The organism is Streptomyces bullii (genome assembly GCF_042657145.1).
GTDB classification, from domain to species: Bacteria; Actinomycetota; Actinomycetes; order Streptomycetales; family Streptomycetaceae; genus Streptomyces; species Streptomyces bullii.
Genome location: NZ_JBHSNY010000005.1, coordinates 150,699 through 166,585 on the forward strand (window position 1 = coordinate 150,699; position 15,887 = coordinate 166,585).

21 protein-coding genes and 1 pseudogene are annotated in these 15,887 nt (G+C 71.3%); 10 read left to right on the forward strand and 12 right to left on the reverse strand.

What is annotated here, in order from left to right; genetic code table 11:
- Window positions 1–2 precede the first annotated feature (2 nt).
- Complete coding sequence (locus ACFPZJ_RS15325) at window positions 3–767, forward strand: amino acid ABC transporter ATP-binding protein (protein ID WP_381021504.1); 765 nt, start codon at window positions 3–5, stop codon at window positions 765–767.
- A 64-nt stretch (window positions 768–831) separates the two neighbouring features.
- On the opposite strand, the gene ACFPZJ_RS15330 is transcribed toward ACFPZJ_RS15325, so the two are convergent.
- Window positions 832–1,602, reverse strand: coding sequence for a class I SAM-dependent methyltransferase (locus ACFPZJ_RS15330; protein ID WP_381021506.1), 771 nt, complete (start codon window positions 1,600–1,602; stop codon window positions 832–834).
- A gap of 100 nt (window positions 1,603–1,702) precedes the next feature.
- Here ACFPZJ_RS15330 and ACFPZJ_RS15335 point away from each other — a divergent pair, with 100 nt between their 5' ends.
- On the forward strand, window positions 1,703–2,341 hold the full coding sequence (locus ACFPZJ_RS15335; protein ID WP_381021508.1) for a CGNR zinc finger domain-containing protein: 639 nt from the start codon (window positions 1,703–1,705) through the stop codon (window positions 2,339–2,341).
- Here the strand turns inward: ACFPZJ_RS15335 and sodX are convergent.
- Entirely contained in the window at window positions 2,236–2,679 is a 444-nt protein-coding gene (sodX, locus tag ACFPZJ_RS15340) for a nickel-type superoxide dismutase maturation protease (protein WP_381021510.1), read from the reverse strand. The genes ACFPZJ_RS15335 and sodX overlap by 106 nt on opposite strands.
- Before the next feature lie 142 nt (window positions 2,680–2,821).
- Between sodX and sodN the strand changes: the two genes are divergently transcribed.
- The 4 genes from sodN to ACFPZJ_RS15360 all read left to right on the forward strand — a co-directional run bounded on the left by sodN (window position 2,822) and on the right by ACFPZJ_RS15360 (window position 5,078).
- The gene (gene sodN / locus ACFPZJ_RS15345) at window positions 2,822–3,217 is read left to right on the forward strand and encodes a superoxide dismutase, Ni (RefSeq protein WP_381021512.1); all 396 of its coding nucleotides are present in this window, start codon (window positions 2,822–2,824) and stop codon (window positions 3,215–3,217) included.
- Between the two features lie 167 nt (window positions 3,218–3,384).
- Window positions 3,385–3,777 (forward strand): helix-turn-helix transcriptional regulator, encoded by a 393-nt coding sequence (locus tag ACFPZJ_RS15350; protein ID WP_381021514.1) that lies wholly within the window; start codon window positions 3,385–3,387, stop codon window positions 3,775–3,777.
- Between the two features lie 10 nt (window positions 3,778–3,787).
- Window positions 3,788–4,204: a VOC family protein gene (locus tag ACFPZJ_RS15355; protein WP_381021516.1), complete on the forward strand. Its 417-nt coding sequence runs from the start codon at window positions 3,788–3,790 to the stop codon at window positions 4,202–4,204.
- Window positions 4,205–4,340: 136 nt separating this feature from the next.
- Window positions 4,341–5,078 (forward strand): VOC family protein, encoded by a 738-nt coding sequence (locus tag ACFPZJ_RS15360; RefSeq protein WP_381021518.1) that lies wholly within the window; start codon window positions 4,341–4,343, stop codon window positions 5,076–5,078.
- Between the two features lie 12 nt (window positions 5,079–5,090).
- Here ACFPZJ_RS15360 and ACFPZJ_RS15365 read toward each other — a convergent pair whose 3' ends face one another.
- The 6 genes from ACFPZJ_RS15365 to ACFPZJ_RS15390 form a co-directional block, all read right to left on the reverse strand.
- Window positions 5,091–5,357 (reverse strand): hypothetical protein, encoded by a 267-nt coding sequence (locus tag ACFPZJ_RS15365; RefSeq protein ID WP_381021519.1) that lies wholly within the window; start codon window positions 5,355–5,357, stop codon window positions 5,091–5,093.
- 116 nt (window positions 5,358–5,473) lie between these two features.
- On the reverse strand, window positions 5,474–5,833 hold the full coding sequence (locus ACFPZJ_RS15370; RefSeq protein ID WP_381021521.1) for a hypothetical protein: 360 nt from the start codon (window positions 5,831–5,833) through the stop codon (window positions 5,474–5,476).
- Between the two features lie 26 nt (window positions 5,834–5,859).
- Window positions 5,860–6,444, reverse strand: a complete 585-nt coding sequence (locus ACFPZJ_RS15375) for a dihydrofolate reductase family protein (protein WP_381021523.1) — start codon at window positions 6,442–6,444, stop codon at window positions 5,860–5,862.
- A gap of 180 nt (window positions 6,445–6,624) precedes the next feature.
- Window positions 6,625–7,254: a GNAT family N-acetyltransferase gene (locus tag ACFPZJ_RS15380; protein ID WP_381021525.1), complete on the reverse strand. Its 630-nt coding sequence runs from the start codon at window positions 7,252–7,254 to the stop codon at window positions 6,625–6,627.
- 328 nt (window positions 7,255–7,582) lie between these two features.
- Complete coding sequence (locus ACFPZJ_RS15385) at window positions 7,583–8,734, reverse strand: family 2 encapsulin nanocompartment cargo protein polyprenyl transferase (RefSeq protein WP_381021527.1); 1,152 nt, start codon at window positions 8,732–8,734, stop codon at window positions 7,583–7,585.
- Window positions 8,735–8,844: 110 nt separating this feature from the next.
- Entirely contained in the window at window positions 8,845–10,251 is a 1,407-nt protein-coding gene (locus ACFPZJ_RS15390) for a family 2B encapsulin nanocompartment shell protein (RefSeq protein WP_381021529.1), read from the reverse strand.
- A 294-nt stretch (window positions 10,252–10,545) separates the two neighbouring features.
- Between ACFPZJ_RS15390 and ACFPZJ_RS15395 the strand changes: the two genes are divergently transcribed.
- Together ACFPZJ_RS15395 and ACFPZJ_RS15400 are read left to right on the forward strand one after the other, a co-directional pair.
- The gene (locus ACFPZJ_RS15395; RefSeq protein ID WP_381021530.1) at window positions 10,546–11,136 is read left to right on the forward strand and encodes an N-acetylmuramoyl-L-alanine amidase; all 591 of its coding nucleotides are present in this window, start codon (window positions 10,546–10,548) and stop codon (window positions 11,134–11,136) included.
- Window positions 11,137–11,158: 22 nt separating this feature from the next.
- Entirely contained in the window at window positions 11,159–12,055 is an 897-nt protein-coding gene (locus ACFPZJ_RS15400) for a 1-aminocyclopropane-1-carboxylate deaminase/D-cysteine desulfhydrase (protein ID WP_381021532.1), read from the forward strand.
- Here ACFPZJ_RS15400 and ACFPZJ_RS15405 read toward each other — a convergent pair whose 3' ends face one another.
- From ACFPZJ_RS15405 to ACFPZJ_RS15420, 4 genes and pseudogenes are all read right to left on the reverse strand, one after another.
- Window positions 12,056–12,304 carry a tetratricopeptide repeat protein gene (locus ACFPZJ_RS15405; protein ID WP_381021534.1) on the reverse strand — a complete coding sequence of 83 codons (249 nt, stop codon included), beginning with the start codon at window positions 12,302–12,304 and terminating at the stop codon, window positions 12,056–12,058.
- 148 nt (window positions 12,305–12,452) lie between these two features.
- Window positions 12,453–12,545: pseudogene (locus tag ACFPZJ_RS15410) on the reverse strand (hypothetical protein); the annotation flags it as partial.
- Between the two features lie 141 nt (window positions 12,546–12,686).
- Entirely contained in the window at window positions 12,687–13,214 is a 528-nt protein-coding gene (locus ACFPZJ_RS15415; RefSeq protein WP_381021536.1) for a tetratricopeptide repeat protein, read from the reverse strand.
- Window positions 13,215–13,263: 49 nt separating this feature from the next.
- Window positions 13,264–14,862 (reverse strand): Na+/H+ antiporter, encoded by a 1,599-nt coding sequence (locus ACFPZJ_RS15420; protein ID WP_381021538.1) that lies wholly within the window; start codon window positions 14,860–14,862, stop codon window positions 13,264–13,266.
- A gap of 61 nt (window positions 14,863–14,923) precedes the next feature.
- Here ACFPZJ_RS15420 and ACFPZJ_RS15425 point away from each other — a divergent pair, with 61 nt between their 5' ends.
- Window positions 14,924–15,184 carry a UBP-type zinc finger domain-containing protein gene (locus tag ACFPZJ_RS15425; protein WP_381021540.1) on the forward strand — a complete coding sequence of 87 codons (261 nt, stop codon included), beginning with the start codon at window positions 14,924–14,926 and terminating at the stop codon, window positions 15,182–15,184.
- 284 nt (window positions 15,185–15,468) lie between these two features.
- Window positions 15,469–15,882: an ATP-binding protein gene (locus tag ACFPZJ_RS15430; RefSeq protein WP_004925829.1), complete on the forward strand. Its 414-nt coding sequence runs from the start codon at window positions 15,469–15,471 to the stop codon at window positions 15,880–15,882.
- Window positions 15,883–15,887 lie beyond the last annotated feature (5 nt).

Genomic DNA, 15,887 nt, shown 5'->3' on the forward strand with positions numbered 1-15,887 from the left:
CGATGAGTACAGCAATGGTCAAGGCCGAGGGCGTCCACAAGTCCTTCGGTCCCGTCGAGGTCCTCAAGGGCATCGACCTGGAGGTGAAGTCCGGCGAGGTGTTCTGCCTCATCGGCCCCTCCGGCTCCGGCAAGTCGACCTTCCTCAGGTGCATCAACCACCTGGAGAAGATCAACGCCGGCCGTCTCTACGTCGACGGTGAGCTCGTCGGCTACCGCCAGAAGGGCGACAAGCTGTACGAGCTCAAGGACAGCGAGGTCGCGCTCAAGCGCCGGGACATCGGCATGGTCTTCCAGCGCTTCAACCTGTTCCCGCACATGACCGCGCTGGAGAACGTCATCGAGGCGCCGGTGCAGGTCAAGGGCGTGAACCGGGCCCAGGCCAAGGAGCGCGCGCTGCAGCTGCTGGAGCGCGTGGGCCTGGGCGACAAGGCCGGCAACTACCCCTCGCAGCTCTCCGGCGGCCAGCAGCAGCGCGTGGCGATCGCCCGGGCGCTGGCGATGGACCCGAAGCTGATGCTGTTCGACGAGCCGACCTCGGCCCTCGACCCGGAGCTGGTCGGTGACGTCCTCGACGTCATGCGCGACCTGGCCGAGTCGGGCATGACGATGGTGGTCGTCACCCACGAGATGGGCTTCGCCCGCGAGGTGGGCGACAGTCTGGTCTTCATGGACGGCGGTGTGGTGGTGGAATCCGGTCACCCGCGCGAGGTGCTGACGAACCCGCAGCACGAGCGGACGAAGTCCTTCCTGTCCAAGGTGCTCTGACGACAGGCTGGCGCACACACGGCAAGGGGCGGTACGGAACTCCGTACCGCCCCTTCCCCGTGGGCTACCTCAGGGCCAGCAGCAGGGTGTCGGACGGCGAGCACCACACCGGCCGTACCTCGCCGAATCCCTTCTCGCGCAGCACGCGCGCGTGCCAGGCCACCGGCGGCATGTCGCCGTCGGCGTGCTCGCCGTAGATCTCGTACCGCCGCGCCGCGGGCTCCGCCAGCACCGGGTCCTCGGCGGCGAGCCGCCACCAGCCGGTCCAGTCGAGGGTGCCGTCGCGCTTGGCCTGTTCCATGCGGGCGTGGCGCTGGGCGCGCTCGGCGGCGTTGATCCGGGGCGTCGTCTCGTCGATCATGTGGTCCGCGTTCATCAGGACACCGCCGTCGCGGACGAGCTCCGCGATCTGGCCGTAGAGAGCCGCGAGGGATTCACGGTGCAGCCAGTGCAGGGCGGTGGCGGTCAGGACGGCGTCGTACGTGTCGTGCGGCAGCTTCGCCGGCCAGTCCGGGTCCTTCAGGTCGGCGGTCACGAGGGTGACCCGCTCGTCGCCCGCGAAGGTGCCCTCGGCGATGGCCAGGAGCGCGGGGTCCAGGTCGACGCCGGTGCTGGTGGCGTCAGGAAACCGGGCGAGCAGCCGGGCCGTGATGCTTCCCGTGCCGCACGCGAGGTCCAGCACGCGCGGGGAGGTGCCGACGAGGGCCTCCACCATGTCGAGCATGACCCGGAAGCGTTCCTCGCGGTCGGGCAGGTACCACTCCTGCTGCCGGTCCCAGCTCTCCTGCCAGGCGTGCCAGTCGGCGGCGGCCGTGGTGGTGTCCGCGTCCGTCATCGAGCCCCTCCCTCACGTCCATGCCGTAATACCCTGGAAGCGCGATCAGCTGTTACCTGACCGTTGGCATGACCCTAGAGCCCCTTCGTAAGGACTACAAGTGGAACTGGCCTATTACTCGGACTACGCCGTCCGCCTCGTCAACACCGAGGAGCCGGTCCGGGGGAAGGACATCCTGACCTCGATCGAGGCCGTCCGCGACCTCTTCGGGGGCAACCAGTCGGCCGCGCGCCGCGCCACCGAGGCGGACGTGACGCGGTTCCGCTCGGTCCGTGCCCGGCTGCGCGCGGTGTTCGAGGCGGCGGACTCGGGCGACGAGACGCTCGCCGTGGACCTGCTGAACTCGCTGCTGCTGGAGTTCCCCGTCAGCCCGCAGATCTCCGGCCACGACTTCCGCGACGACGACGGCCGCCCGCTGTGGCACATGCACCTGGCGGACCACCCCTCCAACGCGACCGCCGGTTACGCCGCGATCGCCGCGATGGGCCTGGCGTTCCATCTCACCGAGTACGGCGTGGACCGCCTCGGCCTGTGCGAGGCCCCGCCGTGCCGCAACGCCTACCTGGACACCTCGACCAACCGCTCCCGGCGCTACTGCTCCGACCGCTGCGCGACCCGCGCCAACGTGGCGGCCTACCGGGCCCGAAAACGCCTGGAGGCGGCCCGGCCGGACCTGACCGGGAAGACCGGCCTGGCCGCCGACAGCGCCCAGCCCAGCAGGGCCAGCGGGGAGCGCTGACCGGGTCTGCGCGGGCGGTAACGGAAGCGGGCCCTGCCCAGCACCAGCTCGTCGGGCACGACCCCGTAGTCGGTGCTGTCGCCGCCGGCGTACGTGTTGTCGCCGAGCACCCACCAGCCGCCCTCTCGCCGCTCGGCGGCCCGCTTGACGACGAGCAGGTCCTGCTGGAACGGATGCCGCAGCACGATGACGTCCCCGGGCCGGACCCGGGCCCCGTAGTGCACCAGGAGCAGGTCCCCGTGGTACAGAGTGGGCACCATGGACGGCCCGGTGACCTCGGCCACCCCGAAGGGCGCGGCCCTGCCCCGGTCCGGCTCCTGCGACAGTTCCGGCCTCACCCGGCACCTCCCGGTCCGATCCTCCACCAGTCCCAGTCTCACCCCGGACTTTTGTCCTAAGCCCAAGGGGGCACTCGCCAAAAGCGGTCGCCCAGGGAGTAATGTCCCCCCTGAGAAGACGATCACGAGGAAGGAACGCTTCATGCTTTCCCGCCTGTTTGCCCCCAAGGTCAAGGTCAGCGCGCACTGCGACCTGCCCTGCGGTGTGTACGACCCGGCCCAGGCCCGCATCGAGGCGGAGTCGGTGAAGGCCATCCAGGAGAAGATGGCCGGCAACGACGACCCGCACTTCCAGGCGCGTGCCACCACCATCAAGGAGCAGCGCGCGGAGCTCGCGAAGCACCACGTCTCCGTGCTCTGGAGCGACTACTTCAAGGCACCGCACTTCGAGAAGTACCCGGAGCTGCACCAGCTGGTCAACGACACCCTCAAGGCCCTCTCGGCCGCCAAGGGCTCGACCGACCCGGCCACCGGCCAGAAGGCGCTGGACTACATCGCCCAGATCGACAAGATCTTCTGGGAGACCAAGAAGGCCTGACTCACCGGCCTGTTCTCGGCGACCGGCGATCGGTGCACCATCGCGAGGTCGGCGGGCATTCCGAAGGGGTCCGACCGGAAAGCCGGCCGGGCCCCTTCGCCGTGTCCGGCGGAAGCGCCGTCGGGGTCCGGGGCCGGGCGCATGTCGGTGCGTGGGATGCTGCTGGGATGGACCTGGAGGATCTGGTTCGGCTGCGGCGGGCCCGGGATCGGATGGATCGCGAGTATGCCGAGCCCCTCGACATCGCCGCGCTCGCCCGTACCGCGCTGATGTCCCCGGGGCACTTTCAGCGCAGCTTCCGTGCCGCCTTCGGGGAGACGCCGTACGGGTATCTGATGACCCGCCGCGTCGAGCGGGCCAAGGCCCTGCTGCGGCGGGGCGATCTGTCGGTGACGCAGGTGTGCCATGCGGTCGGCTGTACGTCCCTGGGGTCGTTCAGCTCCCGTTTCACCGAGCTGGTCGGCGAGACGCCGAGCGCGTACCGGGCCCGCTCGCACGAGGCGGGCGCGGTGGTCCCGGCGTGTGTGGCGCGGGCGTACACCCGGCCCAGACGCTCGTAGATTGGGCCTCATGGACCTGAAACTCCACCAGTGCTTCATCGCCGTCGACGACCACGACAAGGCGCTCGCCTTCTACCGGGACGTGCTGGGCCTGGAGGTCCGCAACGACGTCGGTTTCGAGGGCATGCGGTGGGTGACCGTCGGGTCCCCGCTCCAGCCGGACGTGGAGATCGTGCTGGAGCCGCCCGCGGCGAACCCGGACGCCTCCCCCGGCGACCGTCAGGCGATGGCCGAGCTGTTGGCCAAGGGGATGCTGCGCGGGGTCATCTTCACCACCGCCGACTGCGACGACCTCTTCGACCGCGTCCGGGCCGCCGGTGTCGACGTGATCCAGGAGCCGATGGACCAGCCGTACGGGGTGCGGGACTGCGCGTTCCGTGACCCGGCGGGGAACCTGCTGCGGTTCATGGAGCGCACCGGCGGCTGAATCCACCGTCCGTCCGGTCACCGGCTCCGTCGTCCGGTCCTTGGACCCCCCTCGTGTGCCCGGCCGTGGGTCCGTGTCGGTCCGGGGGCTGAAATCCAGTGAGGGCGGCGGTGTCTGCCGTTCTACGATCGCGCCCATGAGCATCCGCTGGGCGTACGCCTTCGTCGACCGGCCGCGTGAACACTTCGCCGCCGCCTGCGCCTTCTGGACCGCCGTCACGGACACCCGGCTCTCCCCACTGCGCGGCGCGCACGAGGAGTTCGGGACGCTGGTGCCCGAGGGCGCCGACGCCTGCGTGAAAATCCAGGCGGTGGCATCGGGCGCCGGCGGCGCGCATCTCGACCTGTGTGTCGACGACGTACCGGCGTTCGCGGCGACGGCGGTGCGGCTCGGCGCGGACGTGGTCGCCGACCTCGGGGCTCTGGTCGTCCTGCGCTCCCCCGCCGGGCAGTCGTTCTGCGCGGTTCCCTGGGACGGTGAGTCGGTACGGCCGCCCGTCGTGCGGGGCAGCCGGCTGGACCAGGTGTGCGTCGACATCCCGCCCTCGGCCTACGAGCGGGAGGTCGCCTTCTGGAGCGCCCTGCTGGACGGCTGGGAGTCGCTGCCCGGCTCGCTCCCGGAGTTCCACGTGGTCAAGCCACCGCCGGGACTGCCCCTCCGCGTGCTCCTGCAACGCCTCGACGAGGAGCGCCCCGCCTCCACGCACCTCGACCTGGCCTGCGCGGACATCCCGGCGACGCGGGCGTGGCACGAGGAACTCGGCGCAGGGTTCGTGGGCGCCTTCGACCACTGGACGGTGCTGCGGGATCCGGCGGGCGGCACGTACTGCCTGACCGGGCGGGATCCGCGGACGGGCGGGCTGCCGCCGGCATGACGCGATCGGCGGCTACCGGGTCGTCTGGACCGCGCACGCCACGAAGGTGCCGTCGTCGGCGACCCCGCCGCTCGGGCACAGCGTGGCGTAGTCGCCGTACTTCAGGGGCTCCGGTCTCAGGTCCGGGTCCGACTCCGCCGGCTCCCATCCGTACCGCCGCGGCTCGGCCGCGTCCTGCAGCCACAGGGTGAGCCCGCCCCCGACGAGCACCACGGTCGCCCATACACCCACGGCCCACCGCCACACGCGGCGTCGTCGCCGTCCCCCCACCGTGTCCATGCCCCTACGCTAGCCCTTCGACCGCGCCACCCTCGCCCGCGGACACCGCTGTTCCGGCAGGCTCATCATCTCTCGACGCGGCCGCCCCTCTCGTCACGCTTCTCAGGGGCGTTCGCTCAGGGATTCTGCGCGGCGGTGGTTCCCCGCTGCTCCTCCGTGGTCTCCTTGGCCTTGGCGCCCTCACCGGCCTCGGCACCCTTGCCGGTCTCGGCACCCTTGCCGGTCTCGGCGCCCTCGCCGGCCTTGCCGTGTGTGCCGTCTTTGACGGCTGTGCCGGCTCTGTGGGCCCTGGCGCCCCTGCTGCCGGCCGGGGCGGCCACCGCTTCGGCGTCCTGGGCGTCGTACGCCTCGCACTCGGGGTTGCGGCACGGGCCGGGCACCCACACCGGGACCCACGCGCCCAGCGTCTTGTGACGCCGGACGACCGTCTCCACTGGCTGTCCGCAGACGGGACAGACGCGTGCATCGCTGCCCATGCCCTCAGCGTAGGCCGGGCGGGGCCTCAGCGCTTCCTGTCGTACGTCCGGACCAGGACGCCGTTGGCGAACGTACGCACCGACTGCAGCGTGAACTCCGAGACGGCGAACCCGGAGCCGAACATCGGCATGCCGGAGCCGTACACGATCGGATAGGTCTTGATGACCAGCTCGTCGATCTCGTCGAGCAGGTCCCCGGCGAGCCGGGAGCCGCCGCACAGGTAGATGCCGTACCGGCTGTCCTCGGACTTCAGCGCGCGGACGGTGCCGACCAGGTCGTCGGCGATGATCTCGACGTTCGGGTCGGGCGACTCCGCCAGGGTGCGGGAGGCGACGTACTCGCGCAGGTGGGCGTAAGGGCTGGGGATGCCCTCCTTCAGGGCCACGTCGTAGCTGCCGCGGCCCTGGATGATCGTGTCGAACCTCTTGTTCTCCAGGTCGTCGATGCCCAGGGCCCGCCGGCCCTGGGTCGCCACGGTCTCCGGGTACTCGCTGGTGAGGAACGCGAGGAACTCCTCGTCCACGAAGGGGTACATGGCCGACGCGTCGCCGTCCGGGTCCCCGATGAAGCCGTCGACGGAGCAGGCGATGAAGTACGTGAGCTTGCGCAAGCCGGTCTCTTTTCGTGGGGTGTCGGTGACGACTCCAGTTGTAGTACTTCGCCTGTAGTGGTCGCAAGGGAATAACGGGAGTCCGTACGAAGTGGGAGAAGAGATTCCGCATGCGTGCGCCAGGGCCGCCTCCGCGGCGTGATCGAACGGCAGGCCCTGGCGTGTTCGGAACGACCGGCCCTATCGGCCGGTCGCCGCCTGCGGCTCGCGCCACATGGGCCACATCCGCGGGCCGTCCGGCAGGTCGAGGGGTTCGCCGACAAGCTCGAAGCCGAGGCGCTCGTAGAGCTTGCGGCTGCGCGCGCTGCTCGCCTCCAGGTAGGCGGGCAGTCCCTCGCGGTCGCAACGGTCCAGGACATGCTGGACGAGGGCCGTGCCGAGCCCCTCGCCCTGCCGCCGGGGTGCCACGCCGATCATCCACAGGTACTCGTGGGCCCGCCCGGAGGGGTGGATGTCGGCGGTGAGCCGGCCGATCAGCTCCACCCGCTCGTTCTCCGGGTCGACGGCCTCCCGCACCAGTGCGGGGCCGTCGTCGGGAGCGCCGTCGGAGCCGTCGGTGTCGTCCCCGTGGCCCTCGGCCGGCGCGGACATCCACAGCGCGCAGGCCGAACCGTCCTCCGTGACGTCGATGCGCCCCTGGGCGAGCACGATGTCGGTGAAGGCGGCCATGAGCTTCGGGTGGGCCGTGCGGCGGTACTCCTCGCCGGGGAAGACCCAGGCGCTGACCGGGTCGTCCTGGAAGGCCTCGTCCAGCAGCCGGACGACCGGCTCCCGGTCCTCCTCGCCCGCCGTCCGGATCGCCACGCCCATGCCCCGTCCCTTCGTCCGCTGTCAACCGGCCTTGACCTTCCGGCCGTTGCAGCCTAGCCGGGCCGAAGGCGTCGGGCGCGGCCAGATTCGGACGAGACGAGAAGAGAAGAGACGAGAAGAACGAGAAGAGGCGGGAGAGACGGAGCGGGGGGAGAGACGGGGTGAGGTGAGGGGAGGGGGTGGTGTGCGGGAAGGAGTGCGGGACGGGCGTGGGACGGGTCCCGCACATCGTGGGGTAGTGCGGGACCCGCCCGACCGGAGCACCGGCGGCCGTGCGGGTCAGGAGCCGCACGGCCCCGGCGCTCCGGGGCTCTGGGACGTCAGCCGGTCAGCTGCTGCGCCGCGTCACGAACTCGGCCAGGGCCAGCAGGCCCCCGGCCGCCTCCGGATCGGGCACCGCGCAGGCCAGGTGCCGCATCGCCCGGGCCATCCGGTCGGCCGCCTGGCCCTGCGCCCAGTCACGGCCGCCCGCCCGCTCCACGGTCAGGGCGATGTGCTCCAAGTCCTCCTCGCCCCGGGGTGCTTCGTACAACTCGGCGAGTTCGGCGGCGGCCGGGGTGCCCGAAGTGAGCGCCGCGACCACCGGCAGTGACTTCTTGCGGGCGGCCAGGTCCGCGCCGGCCGGCTTGCCGGTGCGGTGTGGATCGCCCCATATGCCGATGACGTCGTCGATGAGCTGGAAGGCCAGCCCGGCCTCCCGGCCGAACGCGTCCAGCGCCGCCACGTCCGCCTCCCCGGTGCCCGCGTACAGCGCGCCGATCGCGCAGGCGCAGCCCAGCAGCGCTCCCGTCTTGGCCTCGGCCATGGCGAGCGTCTCGTCGAGGGTGACCTCGCCGGGACGGCACCGCTCCAGGGCGGTGTCCGCGTGCTGGCCCGCGCACAGTTCGACGACGCAGTCCGCGAGCCGGGCGGCGGCGGCCGGGGCCGCCGGGTGCGGATCCTCGGCGAGGAGCCGCAGGGCCAGCGCCTGGAGGGCGTCCCCGGCGAGGATCGCGTCGGCGTCGCCGAACACCGCCCACGCCGTGGGCCGGTGCCGCCGGGTGGTGTCCCGGTCCATCACGTCGTCGTGCAGCAGCGTGAAGTTGTGCACCAGCTCCACCGCCGCTGCCGCCTGGACCGACACCTCCCGGGCCTCGGGGCCGCCGAGGGCGGCGGCCGCGGCGAGGACCAGCGCGGGGCGGATCGCCTTGCCCGAACCGCCCGCCGCCGGGGTGCCGTCCGCCTCCTGCCAGCCGAAGTGGTGGAGCGCGATCCGGCGCATCGGGACGGGCAGCGTCTCGAGCGCCGCCCGCAGCACCGGGTCCACCGCCGCCCTGGTCCGCGCCAGGAGCATCTCCGCCTCGTGCCCGTCGGCCGATCCCGGCCTGCCGTCCCGCTGCCTCCCTGCGGACCTCCGCCTTTCCAGCGCTCCGGCCGGCCGGAGCACCTCGGTGCCGGGCTGCTGGGTCTCCGTCACGAACTCCGTCAGGGACTCACCCATGGGACCACCTCGGAGAGGAGCGGACGGTGGCGGTTGCGCCGCCGCCGGGCGCGTACCCCCAGGGTGTACCCGCCCGGGCGGGCGGGGATGCGGCGTACCAGCAGGGAGCGTCACCGCCAGCGGCCGATCTCGACGTTCTCCAGGACACCGAGCGCGTCCGGTACCAGCACCGCCGCCGAATAGTAGGTCGTGACCAGGTACTTGATGATGGCTTGTTCGTTGATGCCCATGAAGCGCACCGACAGGCTCGGCTCGATCTCGTCCGGGATGCCCGCGGCCCGCAGACCGATGACGCCCTGCTCCTGCTCGCCGGTACGCAGGGCGATGATCGAGGACGTACGGGCGTCGCTGACCGGGATCTTGTTGCACGGGAAGATCGGCACGCCGCGCCAGGTCGGGATGCGGTGGCCGCCCATGTCGATGGTCTCGGGGACGAGTCCGCGTTTGTTGAGCTCGCGGCCGAACGCGGCGATCGCCCGCGGATGGGCGAGGAACAGCTTGGTGCCCCGGCGCCTGCTGAGCAGTTCGTCCATGTCGTCGGGGCCCGGTACGCCGTCGTGCGGCTGGATCCGCTGGTCGTACTCGCAGTTGTGGAGCAGGCCGAAGTCCCGGTTGTTGACGAGCTCGTGCTCCTGACGCTCCTTCAGCGCCTCGACGGTCAGCCGGATCTGCTGTTCGGTCTGGTTCATGGGCTGGTTGTAGAGGTCGGCCACGCGCGTGTGGATGCGCAACACGGTCTGCGCGACGCTCAGTTCGTACTCACGGGGACTGGCCTCGTAGTCGACGAACGTGTGCGGGATGTCCGGCTCGCCGGAGTGGCCTGCAGCGAGGTCGATCTCCTTCTCGCCGTACTTGTTGGTGCGCTGCCCGGGCACCGAACGCCGCTGGTCGAGCTGCTCGCGCAGGGAGTCGGAGCGCTCCGCGATCTGCTCGACGTGCTCGCGGGACAGGACGAGCACCGTGCAGGCGGTGAGCGCGCGAGCCGTGTACTCCCAGATGGCGTCCTCGTCGAGCAGCGCCCGGTCGCCGAAGTAGGCGCCGTCGGCGAGGACTCCGAGGGACTCGTCGTCCCCGTAGGGGCCGGTGCCGAGCTTCTCCACCCTGCCGTGCGCCAGCAGGTACACCTCGTCGTTCTGGCTGCCGAAGGAGGCGATCAGCTCGCCGGGCGCGAACCAGCGCTGCTCGCAGCGCCGGGCGAGTTCCGAGAGCACCTCCTCGTCCTCGTAGGACCGCAGCGCCGGCAGCTCCCCCAGCTCGGCGGGAATGATCTCGACGCGGTCGCCGGTCTTCACAAACGTCAGCCGGCCGTCGCCCACGGCGTACGTCAGCCGTCGGTTGACCCGGTACGTACCGCCCTGGATGTCCACCCAGGGCAGCATGCGCAGCAGCCAGCGGGAGCTGATCTCCTGCATCTGCGGCACGGACTTGGTCGTGGTGGCCAGGTTCCGCGCGGCCGCTGTGCCGAGGCTCTGCTGCGGCCTGGTCGCCTCCGTGCGGACCTCTTCGCCTACCGACATAGAGAACTGCCCCTCCCGGTCATACCCCGCGCCATCCGCGTCGGGCATCGATGTGCAGGCACCAGCCTTTCTCACGCAGCGTGGTCCTGCTATTACCCGAAAGAGCGGGAATGGATCTTCGATCCGCTGGGCACACATGGGGCCCCTGTCCAGCGGCGTTCGCTCAGGCGAACGGTGTCCGGATCGGATCGCACGCGGCCCGAACGAGTAGTTCGGTGCGCTCCGATTCGGTACAAGCAGCGGTACGAGGCGGCCGCGACGGGCGGCCGTCGCCGCCGTACGAAGGAGGCGGTCATGGCCTCACCCATGTCCGCGAGCGGTTTCCTGAAGGCGCTGAGGGCGGAGGGCCTCACCGTCGTCGAGGTCGGCGACTGGCGCAACCACAACCGCAACCACAAGGGGCCGTGGGGCCCGGTCCACGGCGTGATGATCCACCACACCGTCACCAAGGGCAGCGCCCGGACCGTGGAGATCTGCCGCGACGGCTACGCGGACCTGCCCGGGCCGCTGTGCCACGGCGTCATCACCAAGGACGGCAGGGTCCACCTCGTCGGCTACGGCCGCGCCAACCACGCGGGGCTCGGGGACGACGACGTCCTGCGCGCGGTGATCGCCGAGAAGGCGCTGCCGAGCGACAACGAGAAGAACACCGACGGCAACCGGCACTTCTACGGTTTCGAGTGCGAGAACCTGGGCGACGGCCAGGACCCCTGGCCGGCGGCCCAGCTGGAGGCGATCGAGAGAGCGGCCGCCGCGGTGTGCCGCCACCACGGCTGGACGGAACGGTCGGTGATCGGGCACCTGGAGTGGCAGCCGGGCAAGGTCGACCCGCGCGGTTTCACGATGACGGCGATGCGCACCCGGATCCGCGACCGCCTGAAGTGACCGGCTGTCCGACAATGGTGCCGTGACCAGCTTGGACGCCCTCCACCCCCGCCTGCCCTCCCCGCTGCGGGAGGTGGCGGACGACCGCTTCGGGCGGCGCGGGGTCCGGCTGCTGCTGAAGCGGGACGACCTGATCCACCCGGAGCTGATCGGCAACAAATGGCGCAAGCTGGCGCCCAACCTCACGGCGGCCGCCGGGCGCCCGATCGTCACGTTCGGCGGCGCGTACTCCAACCACCTGCGGGCCACCGCCGCCGCGGGCCGCCTCCTCGGGCTGTCCACGATCGGCGTGGTCCGCGGCGAGGAGCTGGCCGACCGCCCCCTCAACCCCTCGCTCGCGCGCTGCGTCGCCGACGGCATGCGACTGCACTTCGTCGACCGGGCGACCTACCGCGCGAAGGCGGATCGGGCCACGCTGGCGGCGGTGCTGCGGGCAGCGGACGCGGAGGGCGCGTACGTGGTGCCGGAGGGCGGCAGCAACGCGCCGGCCGTACGGGCGTGCCGTGCGCTCGGCGAGGAGCTGCGGGGGCGTGCCGAGGCGGTCGCCATCGCCTGTGGCACGGGAGGCACGCTGGCGGGACTTGCGGCCGGACTGGGGCCCGGGCAGCGGGCGCTGGGCATACCGGTGCTCAAGGGCGGCTTCCTGCACACCGGGATACGGCGCCTCCAGGAGGCCGCCTTCGGCGGGCCGCGCGGCGAGTGGGACCTCGACGAGCGGTTCCACTTCGGCGGGTACGGGCGTACGACGCCGGAACTTCACGGCTTCGCCGAGGATTTCGAGGAGCGGCACGGGGTGCGGGTGGAGCGGCTGTATGTGGCCAAGATGCTGTACGGGCTGCTCCATCTGGTGGACGAAGGGGCGTTCCCGGAGGGGACGGCGGTGGCTGCCGTGATCACGGGGACGCCCTTCACCGTCTGATCAGCGGCTCTTGCGCCGGAACCTGCGCTTGGGCTTGGTGGTGGTCTCGGCCAGGAGTTTCTGGAGTTTCTGGGCTTGGGACTTCTTTCCCATGGCCGAGTAGGTGGCGGCGAGGGAGTGGGCTGTGCGCTTGGTGTCCCGGCGCTCGGGACCGAGGATGCGCCGCTGCCGGTTCAGGGTGTCCTCCAGGAGCCGGGCCGCCTCGGCATGGGCGCGCTGTGCGTGCAGGGTGAGGGCGAGGTCGCGCACGGACTCGAGTGTTTCCGGACGGTCGTCGCCGAACATGCGACGCCGGCGCTCCAGCGTGTCCCGTCCAGTCGACGCGCCTCCTCGTGTGCGTGCATCTCGTAGAGCACGAGGCCAGGATCTGCGCGGCCTGCAACGTATCGGGGTGGTCGTCGCCGAGGACATGACGGCTGCGCTCCAGCGTCTGCCTGGCCAGTGCGCGCCCTGCCGCCGTCTCACCGGGCTTCGTCAGGGTGATGGCCACCGTGACGGACGTCCGCAACGTGTTGGGGTGGTCGTCACCGAGGACACGGGCGGGACGTGGCGAGGGCGTCTTCCCCTACGGTGCGGGCCTTGGGGAGTTCGTCCCACGAGTGCAGAGCAGTGGCCAGGTTGTTGGCGGACGTCAGCGTGTCCGGGTGTGCGTCGCCCGCACCCGGCGGCGGCGCGCGAGGGTGTCCTCGCATATGCGCAACGCTTCAGCGTCCACGCCCAGTTGCCTGTGGACCGCCGCGAGGTCGTTCGCGGAGTGCAGCGTGTCGGGGTGTTCGTCGCCGAGAGTGGCACGGCAGCGCACGAACGTGTCCGCGATGATGGGGCGCGCTTCCAGCACGTCGCCGCTGTCGGACGTCGCATGCCCCAGGTAGTGCATGCACGTCAGCACATCGGGATGGTCGCGACCCAGCTGGCCGGTCCACTCCTCGCGCAACGCGGAGGCAAGCTCCACGGCGTGCCGCGGCCGGCCGCTGCGAATGAGGAAGTGCAGCGCGCCCACCAGCGTCGTGCGCAGTTCGGGGCGGTGGGCGAGGTGGAGGTGCGGCGCCGTCGAGTGGGACGCAAGGCTCGCCCAGGTGGGCCAGGTGGCCGGGTTCCGAGGGTCCTCCGGCACGACCCCGGCCAGTACCGCCGCCGCGTCGTCATGGATCGCCCGCACCCGGCTCGGCGTGGTCGTCCCGGACCGGAACGCTGCCGGCCCCGAAGCCTCACCCGGCCTCCCGGTACGCCGCCGCCTCCTCCAGGTCCAGCCTGCGCAGCAGGGTGCGCAGCATCTCGTCGTCGATGTAGCGGCCGTCCCGGAGCCGCACGAACACCTCGCGCTCGGCGCTGATCACCTCCCGGGACAGTCGCCGGTAGGTGTCGTCGACGGTCTCGCCGGTGACGGGGTTGACCTGGCCGAGCCGTTCCCAGACCGCGTTGCGGCGGCGTTCCACGACCGCGCGCAGGCGGTCGACGAGCGGGGCGGGCAGGGCGTTGCGCTCGTCGGAGAGGAGTTCGTCCAGGCGTCGCTCGGCGGCCCGGGAGGCCTGGGCCTGGGCGTTGGCCTCGGCGAGCGTCTCCGCCCGGGTGTCCCGCGCGGGGAACTGCAGCAGCCGGATCAGCGGGGGCAGGGTCAGGCCCTGCACGACCAGGGTGCCGATGACCGTGGTGAAGGTCAGGAACAGGATCAGGTTGCGCTGCGGGAAGGGTTCGCCGCCGTCGTGCAGGGTGAGGGGGATCGAGAAGGCGATGGCCAGGGACACCACGCCCCTCATGCCGGCCCATCCGACGACGAACGGCCCCTTCCAGGTCTCGTTCGCCTCGCGCTCCCTGATCTTGGCGGAGAACACCCGCGGCAGGAGGGTGGCCGGGTACACCCATACGAACCGGGCCGCGACGACCACCAGGAACACGGCGAGCGCGTACCAGGCGGCGTCGGCCCCCTCGTACTCGCCGAGGCCGCGCAGGACCACCGGCAGTTGCAGTCCGATCAGCGCGAACACGGCCGACTCCAGGACGAAGGCGACCATCTTCCACACCGCGTCCTCCTGCAGGCGGGTGGCGAAGTCGACCTCCCACGCGCGGTGCCCGAGGTAGAGGGCGACGACCACGACGGCGAGGACGCCGGAGGCGTGCACCTGCTCGGCGGCCGCGTAGGCGACGAACGGGATCAGCAGGGAGAGCGTGTTCTGCGGCAGCGCGTCCTTCACGTGGGTGCGCAGCCAGTGGATCGGCGCCATGAGCACCAGCCCGACCCCGACGCCGCCGATCGCCGCGATCAGGAACTCGGCGACTCCGCCGGCCCAGGTGGCGCCCTCGCCGACCGCGGCCGCCAGGGCCACCTTGAAGGCGGTGATCGCGGTGGCGTCGTTGAAGAGGGACTCGCCCTGCAGGATCGTCGTGATCCGCGACGGCAGCCCGACCCGGCGTGCCACCGCCGTGGCCGCGACCGCGTCCGGCGGTGCCACCACCGCGCCGAACACCAGGGCCGCGGTCAGCGGCAGATCGGGGACGAGCAGGTACAGGGCCCAGCCGACGGCGAAGGTCGCGAAGAGCACGTAGCCGACCGACAACAGAGCCACGGGCCGCAGTTGCGCCCGCAGATCGAGGTAGGAGCTGTCGGTGGCCGCCGTGTACAGCAGCGGAGGCAGCAGCAGAGGCAGGACGATGTGCGGGTCGAGGGTGTAGTCGGGCACCCCGGGCACGTACGACACCACCAGACCCACCGCGACCAGCAGCAACGGCGCCGGCACCGGTGTGCGGCGGGCCGCCGCGGCGATCGCGGCACTGCCCGCCACCAGCAACAGCAGCGGCATCACGTCCATCGTCCTCGCCCGCCCTCTTTTTCCGCACGGTCGACCGCACGCCCGTCGTAACCTGGCAATCATGAAACAGTGCACGCACGCCGACGCGCTGCCGCACCCGGAACCCGAGCCGCTGAGCGAGAGCTGTCCGGAGTGTCTGCGGGACGGCACGGACCCGGTGCAACTGCGGTTGTGCCTGAGCTGTGGTCACGTCGGCTGCTGCGACTCCTCGCCGGGACGGCACGCCACCGAGCACCACAAGGAGTCGGGGCACCCGGTGATGCGGACCTTCGAGCCCGGCGAGACCTGGCGCTGGTGCTTCGTCGACCACGTTCTGGTGTGACGTCGTGCGACCCTGGATCGGGAGCAGCGTGCGACCCTGGATGCGGACGGTTCGACGGTCTGACGTCTGGGTACGTCAATCCGGCGCCCGCTCTTCCCATTTGGGCCCGCCGAACCCCTAGACACGGAGCGTATCCACAGGTTTACTGTGAGTGACGGCAAGGGGTTGGGGTCCCGGGGACAGGAACGCCGACAGCGCGATAGCGTCACCGCTGAACCACGAATCGCGTTACCCCGGGGGGCGACCCTCGGCCCTGAAACGCTTGTACCACCATGGAGGTGAGGGTGTCCCAGATCGCAGGCGAGCCCGCGACCCAGGACTTCGTGGAAGTCCGGCTGCCGGCCGCGGGTGCCTACCTGTCGGTGCTGCGTACGGCCACGGCCGGTCTCGCGGCCCGTTTGGACTTCACCCTCGACGAGATCGAGGACCTGCGCATCGCGGTGGACGAGGCATGCGCGATCCTGCTGCAGCAGGCCGTGCCCGGCTCGGTGCTCAGCTGTGTCTTCCGACTCGTCGACGACTCACTCGAGGTCACCGTCTCGGCGCCGACCACGGACGGCCACGCCCCCTCGCGGGACACCTTCGCCTGGACCGTCCTGTCCGCGCTCGCGGGCAAGGTCTCCTCCGCCGTGGACGAGGACAAAACCGTTTCGATCAGCCTCTACAAACAGCGCGGCGCGGGACCCGGGCCGGCGTGAGGAAC

Excerpts from the sequence above, each read along its gene's own strand:
- ACFPZJ_RS15330 (WP_381021506.1), bottom strand. The coding sequence starts at position 1,602 with ATGACGGACGCGGACACCACCACGGCCGCCGCCGACTGGCACGCCTGG.
- ACFPZJ_RS15395 (WP_381021530.1), top strand. The coding sequence starts at position 10,546 with ATGGCCTCACCCATGTCCGCGAGCGGTTTCCTGAAGGCGCTGAGGGCG.
- sodN (WP_381021512.1), top strand. The coding sequence starts at position 2,822 with ATGCTTTCCCGCCTGTTTGCCCCCAAGGTCAAGGTCAGCGCGCACTGC.
- ACFPZJ_RS15390 (WP_381021529.1), bottom strand. The coding sequence starts at position 10,251 with ATGTCGGTAGGCGAAGAGGTCCGCACGGAGGCGACCAGGCCGCAGCAG.
- ACFPZJ_RS15380 (WP_381021525.1), bottom strand. The coding sequence starts at position 7,254 with ATGGGCGTGGCGATCCGGACGGCGGGCGAGGAGGACCGGGAGCCGGTC.
- ACFPZJ_RS15355 (WP_381021516.1), top strand. The coding sequence starts at position 3,788 with ATGGACCTGAAACTCCACCAGTGCTTCATCGCCGTCGACGACCACGAC.
- ACFPZJ_RS15420 (WP_381021538.1), bottom strand. The coding sequence starts at position 14,862 with ATGGACGTGATGCCGCTGCTGTTGCTGGTGGCGGGCAGTGCCGCGATC.
- ACFPZJ_RS15350 (WP_381021514.1), top strand. The coding sequence starts at position 3,385 with ATGGACCTGGAGGATCTGGTTCGGCTGCGGCGGGCCCGGGATCGGATG.
- ACFPZJ_RS15365 (WP_381021519.1), bottom strand. The coding sequence starts at position 5,357 with ATGGACACGGTGGGGGGACGGCGACGACGCCGCGTGTGGCGGTGGGCC.
- ACFPZJ_RS15325 (WP_381021504.1), top strand. The coding sequence starts at position 3 with ATGAGTACAGCAATGGTCAAGGCCGAGGGCGTCCACAAGTCCTTCGGT.
- ACFPZJ_RS15370 (WP_381021521.1), bottom strand. The coding sequence starts at position 5,833 with ATGGGCAGCGATGCACGCGTCTGTCCCGTCTGCGGACAGCCAGTGGAG.
- ACFPZJ_RS15360 (WP_381021518.1), top strand. The coding sequence starts at position 4,341 with ATGAGCATCCGCTGGGCGTACGCCTTCGTCGACCGGCCGCGTGAACAC.
- ACFPZJ_RS15425 (WP_381021540.1), top strand. The coding sequence starts at position 14,924 with ATGAAACAGTGCACGCACGCCGACGCGCTGCCGCACCCGGAACCCGAG.
- ACFPZJ_RS15385 (WP_381021527.1), bottom strand. The coding sequence starts at position 8,734 with ATGGGTGAGTCCCTGACGGAGTTCGTGACGGAGACCCAGCAGCCCGGC.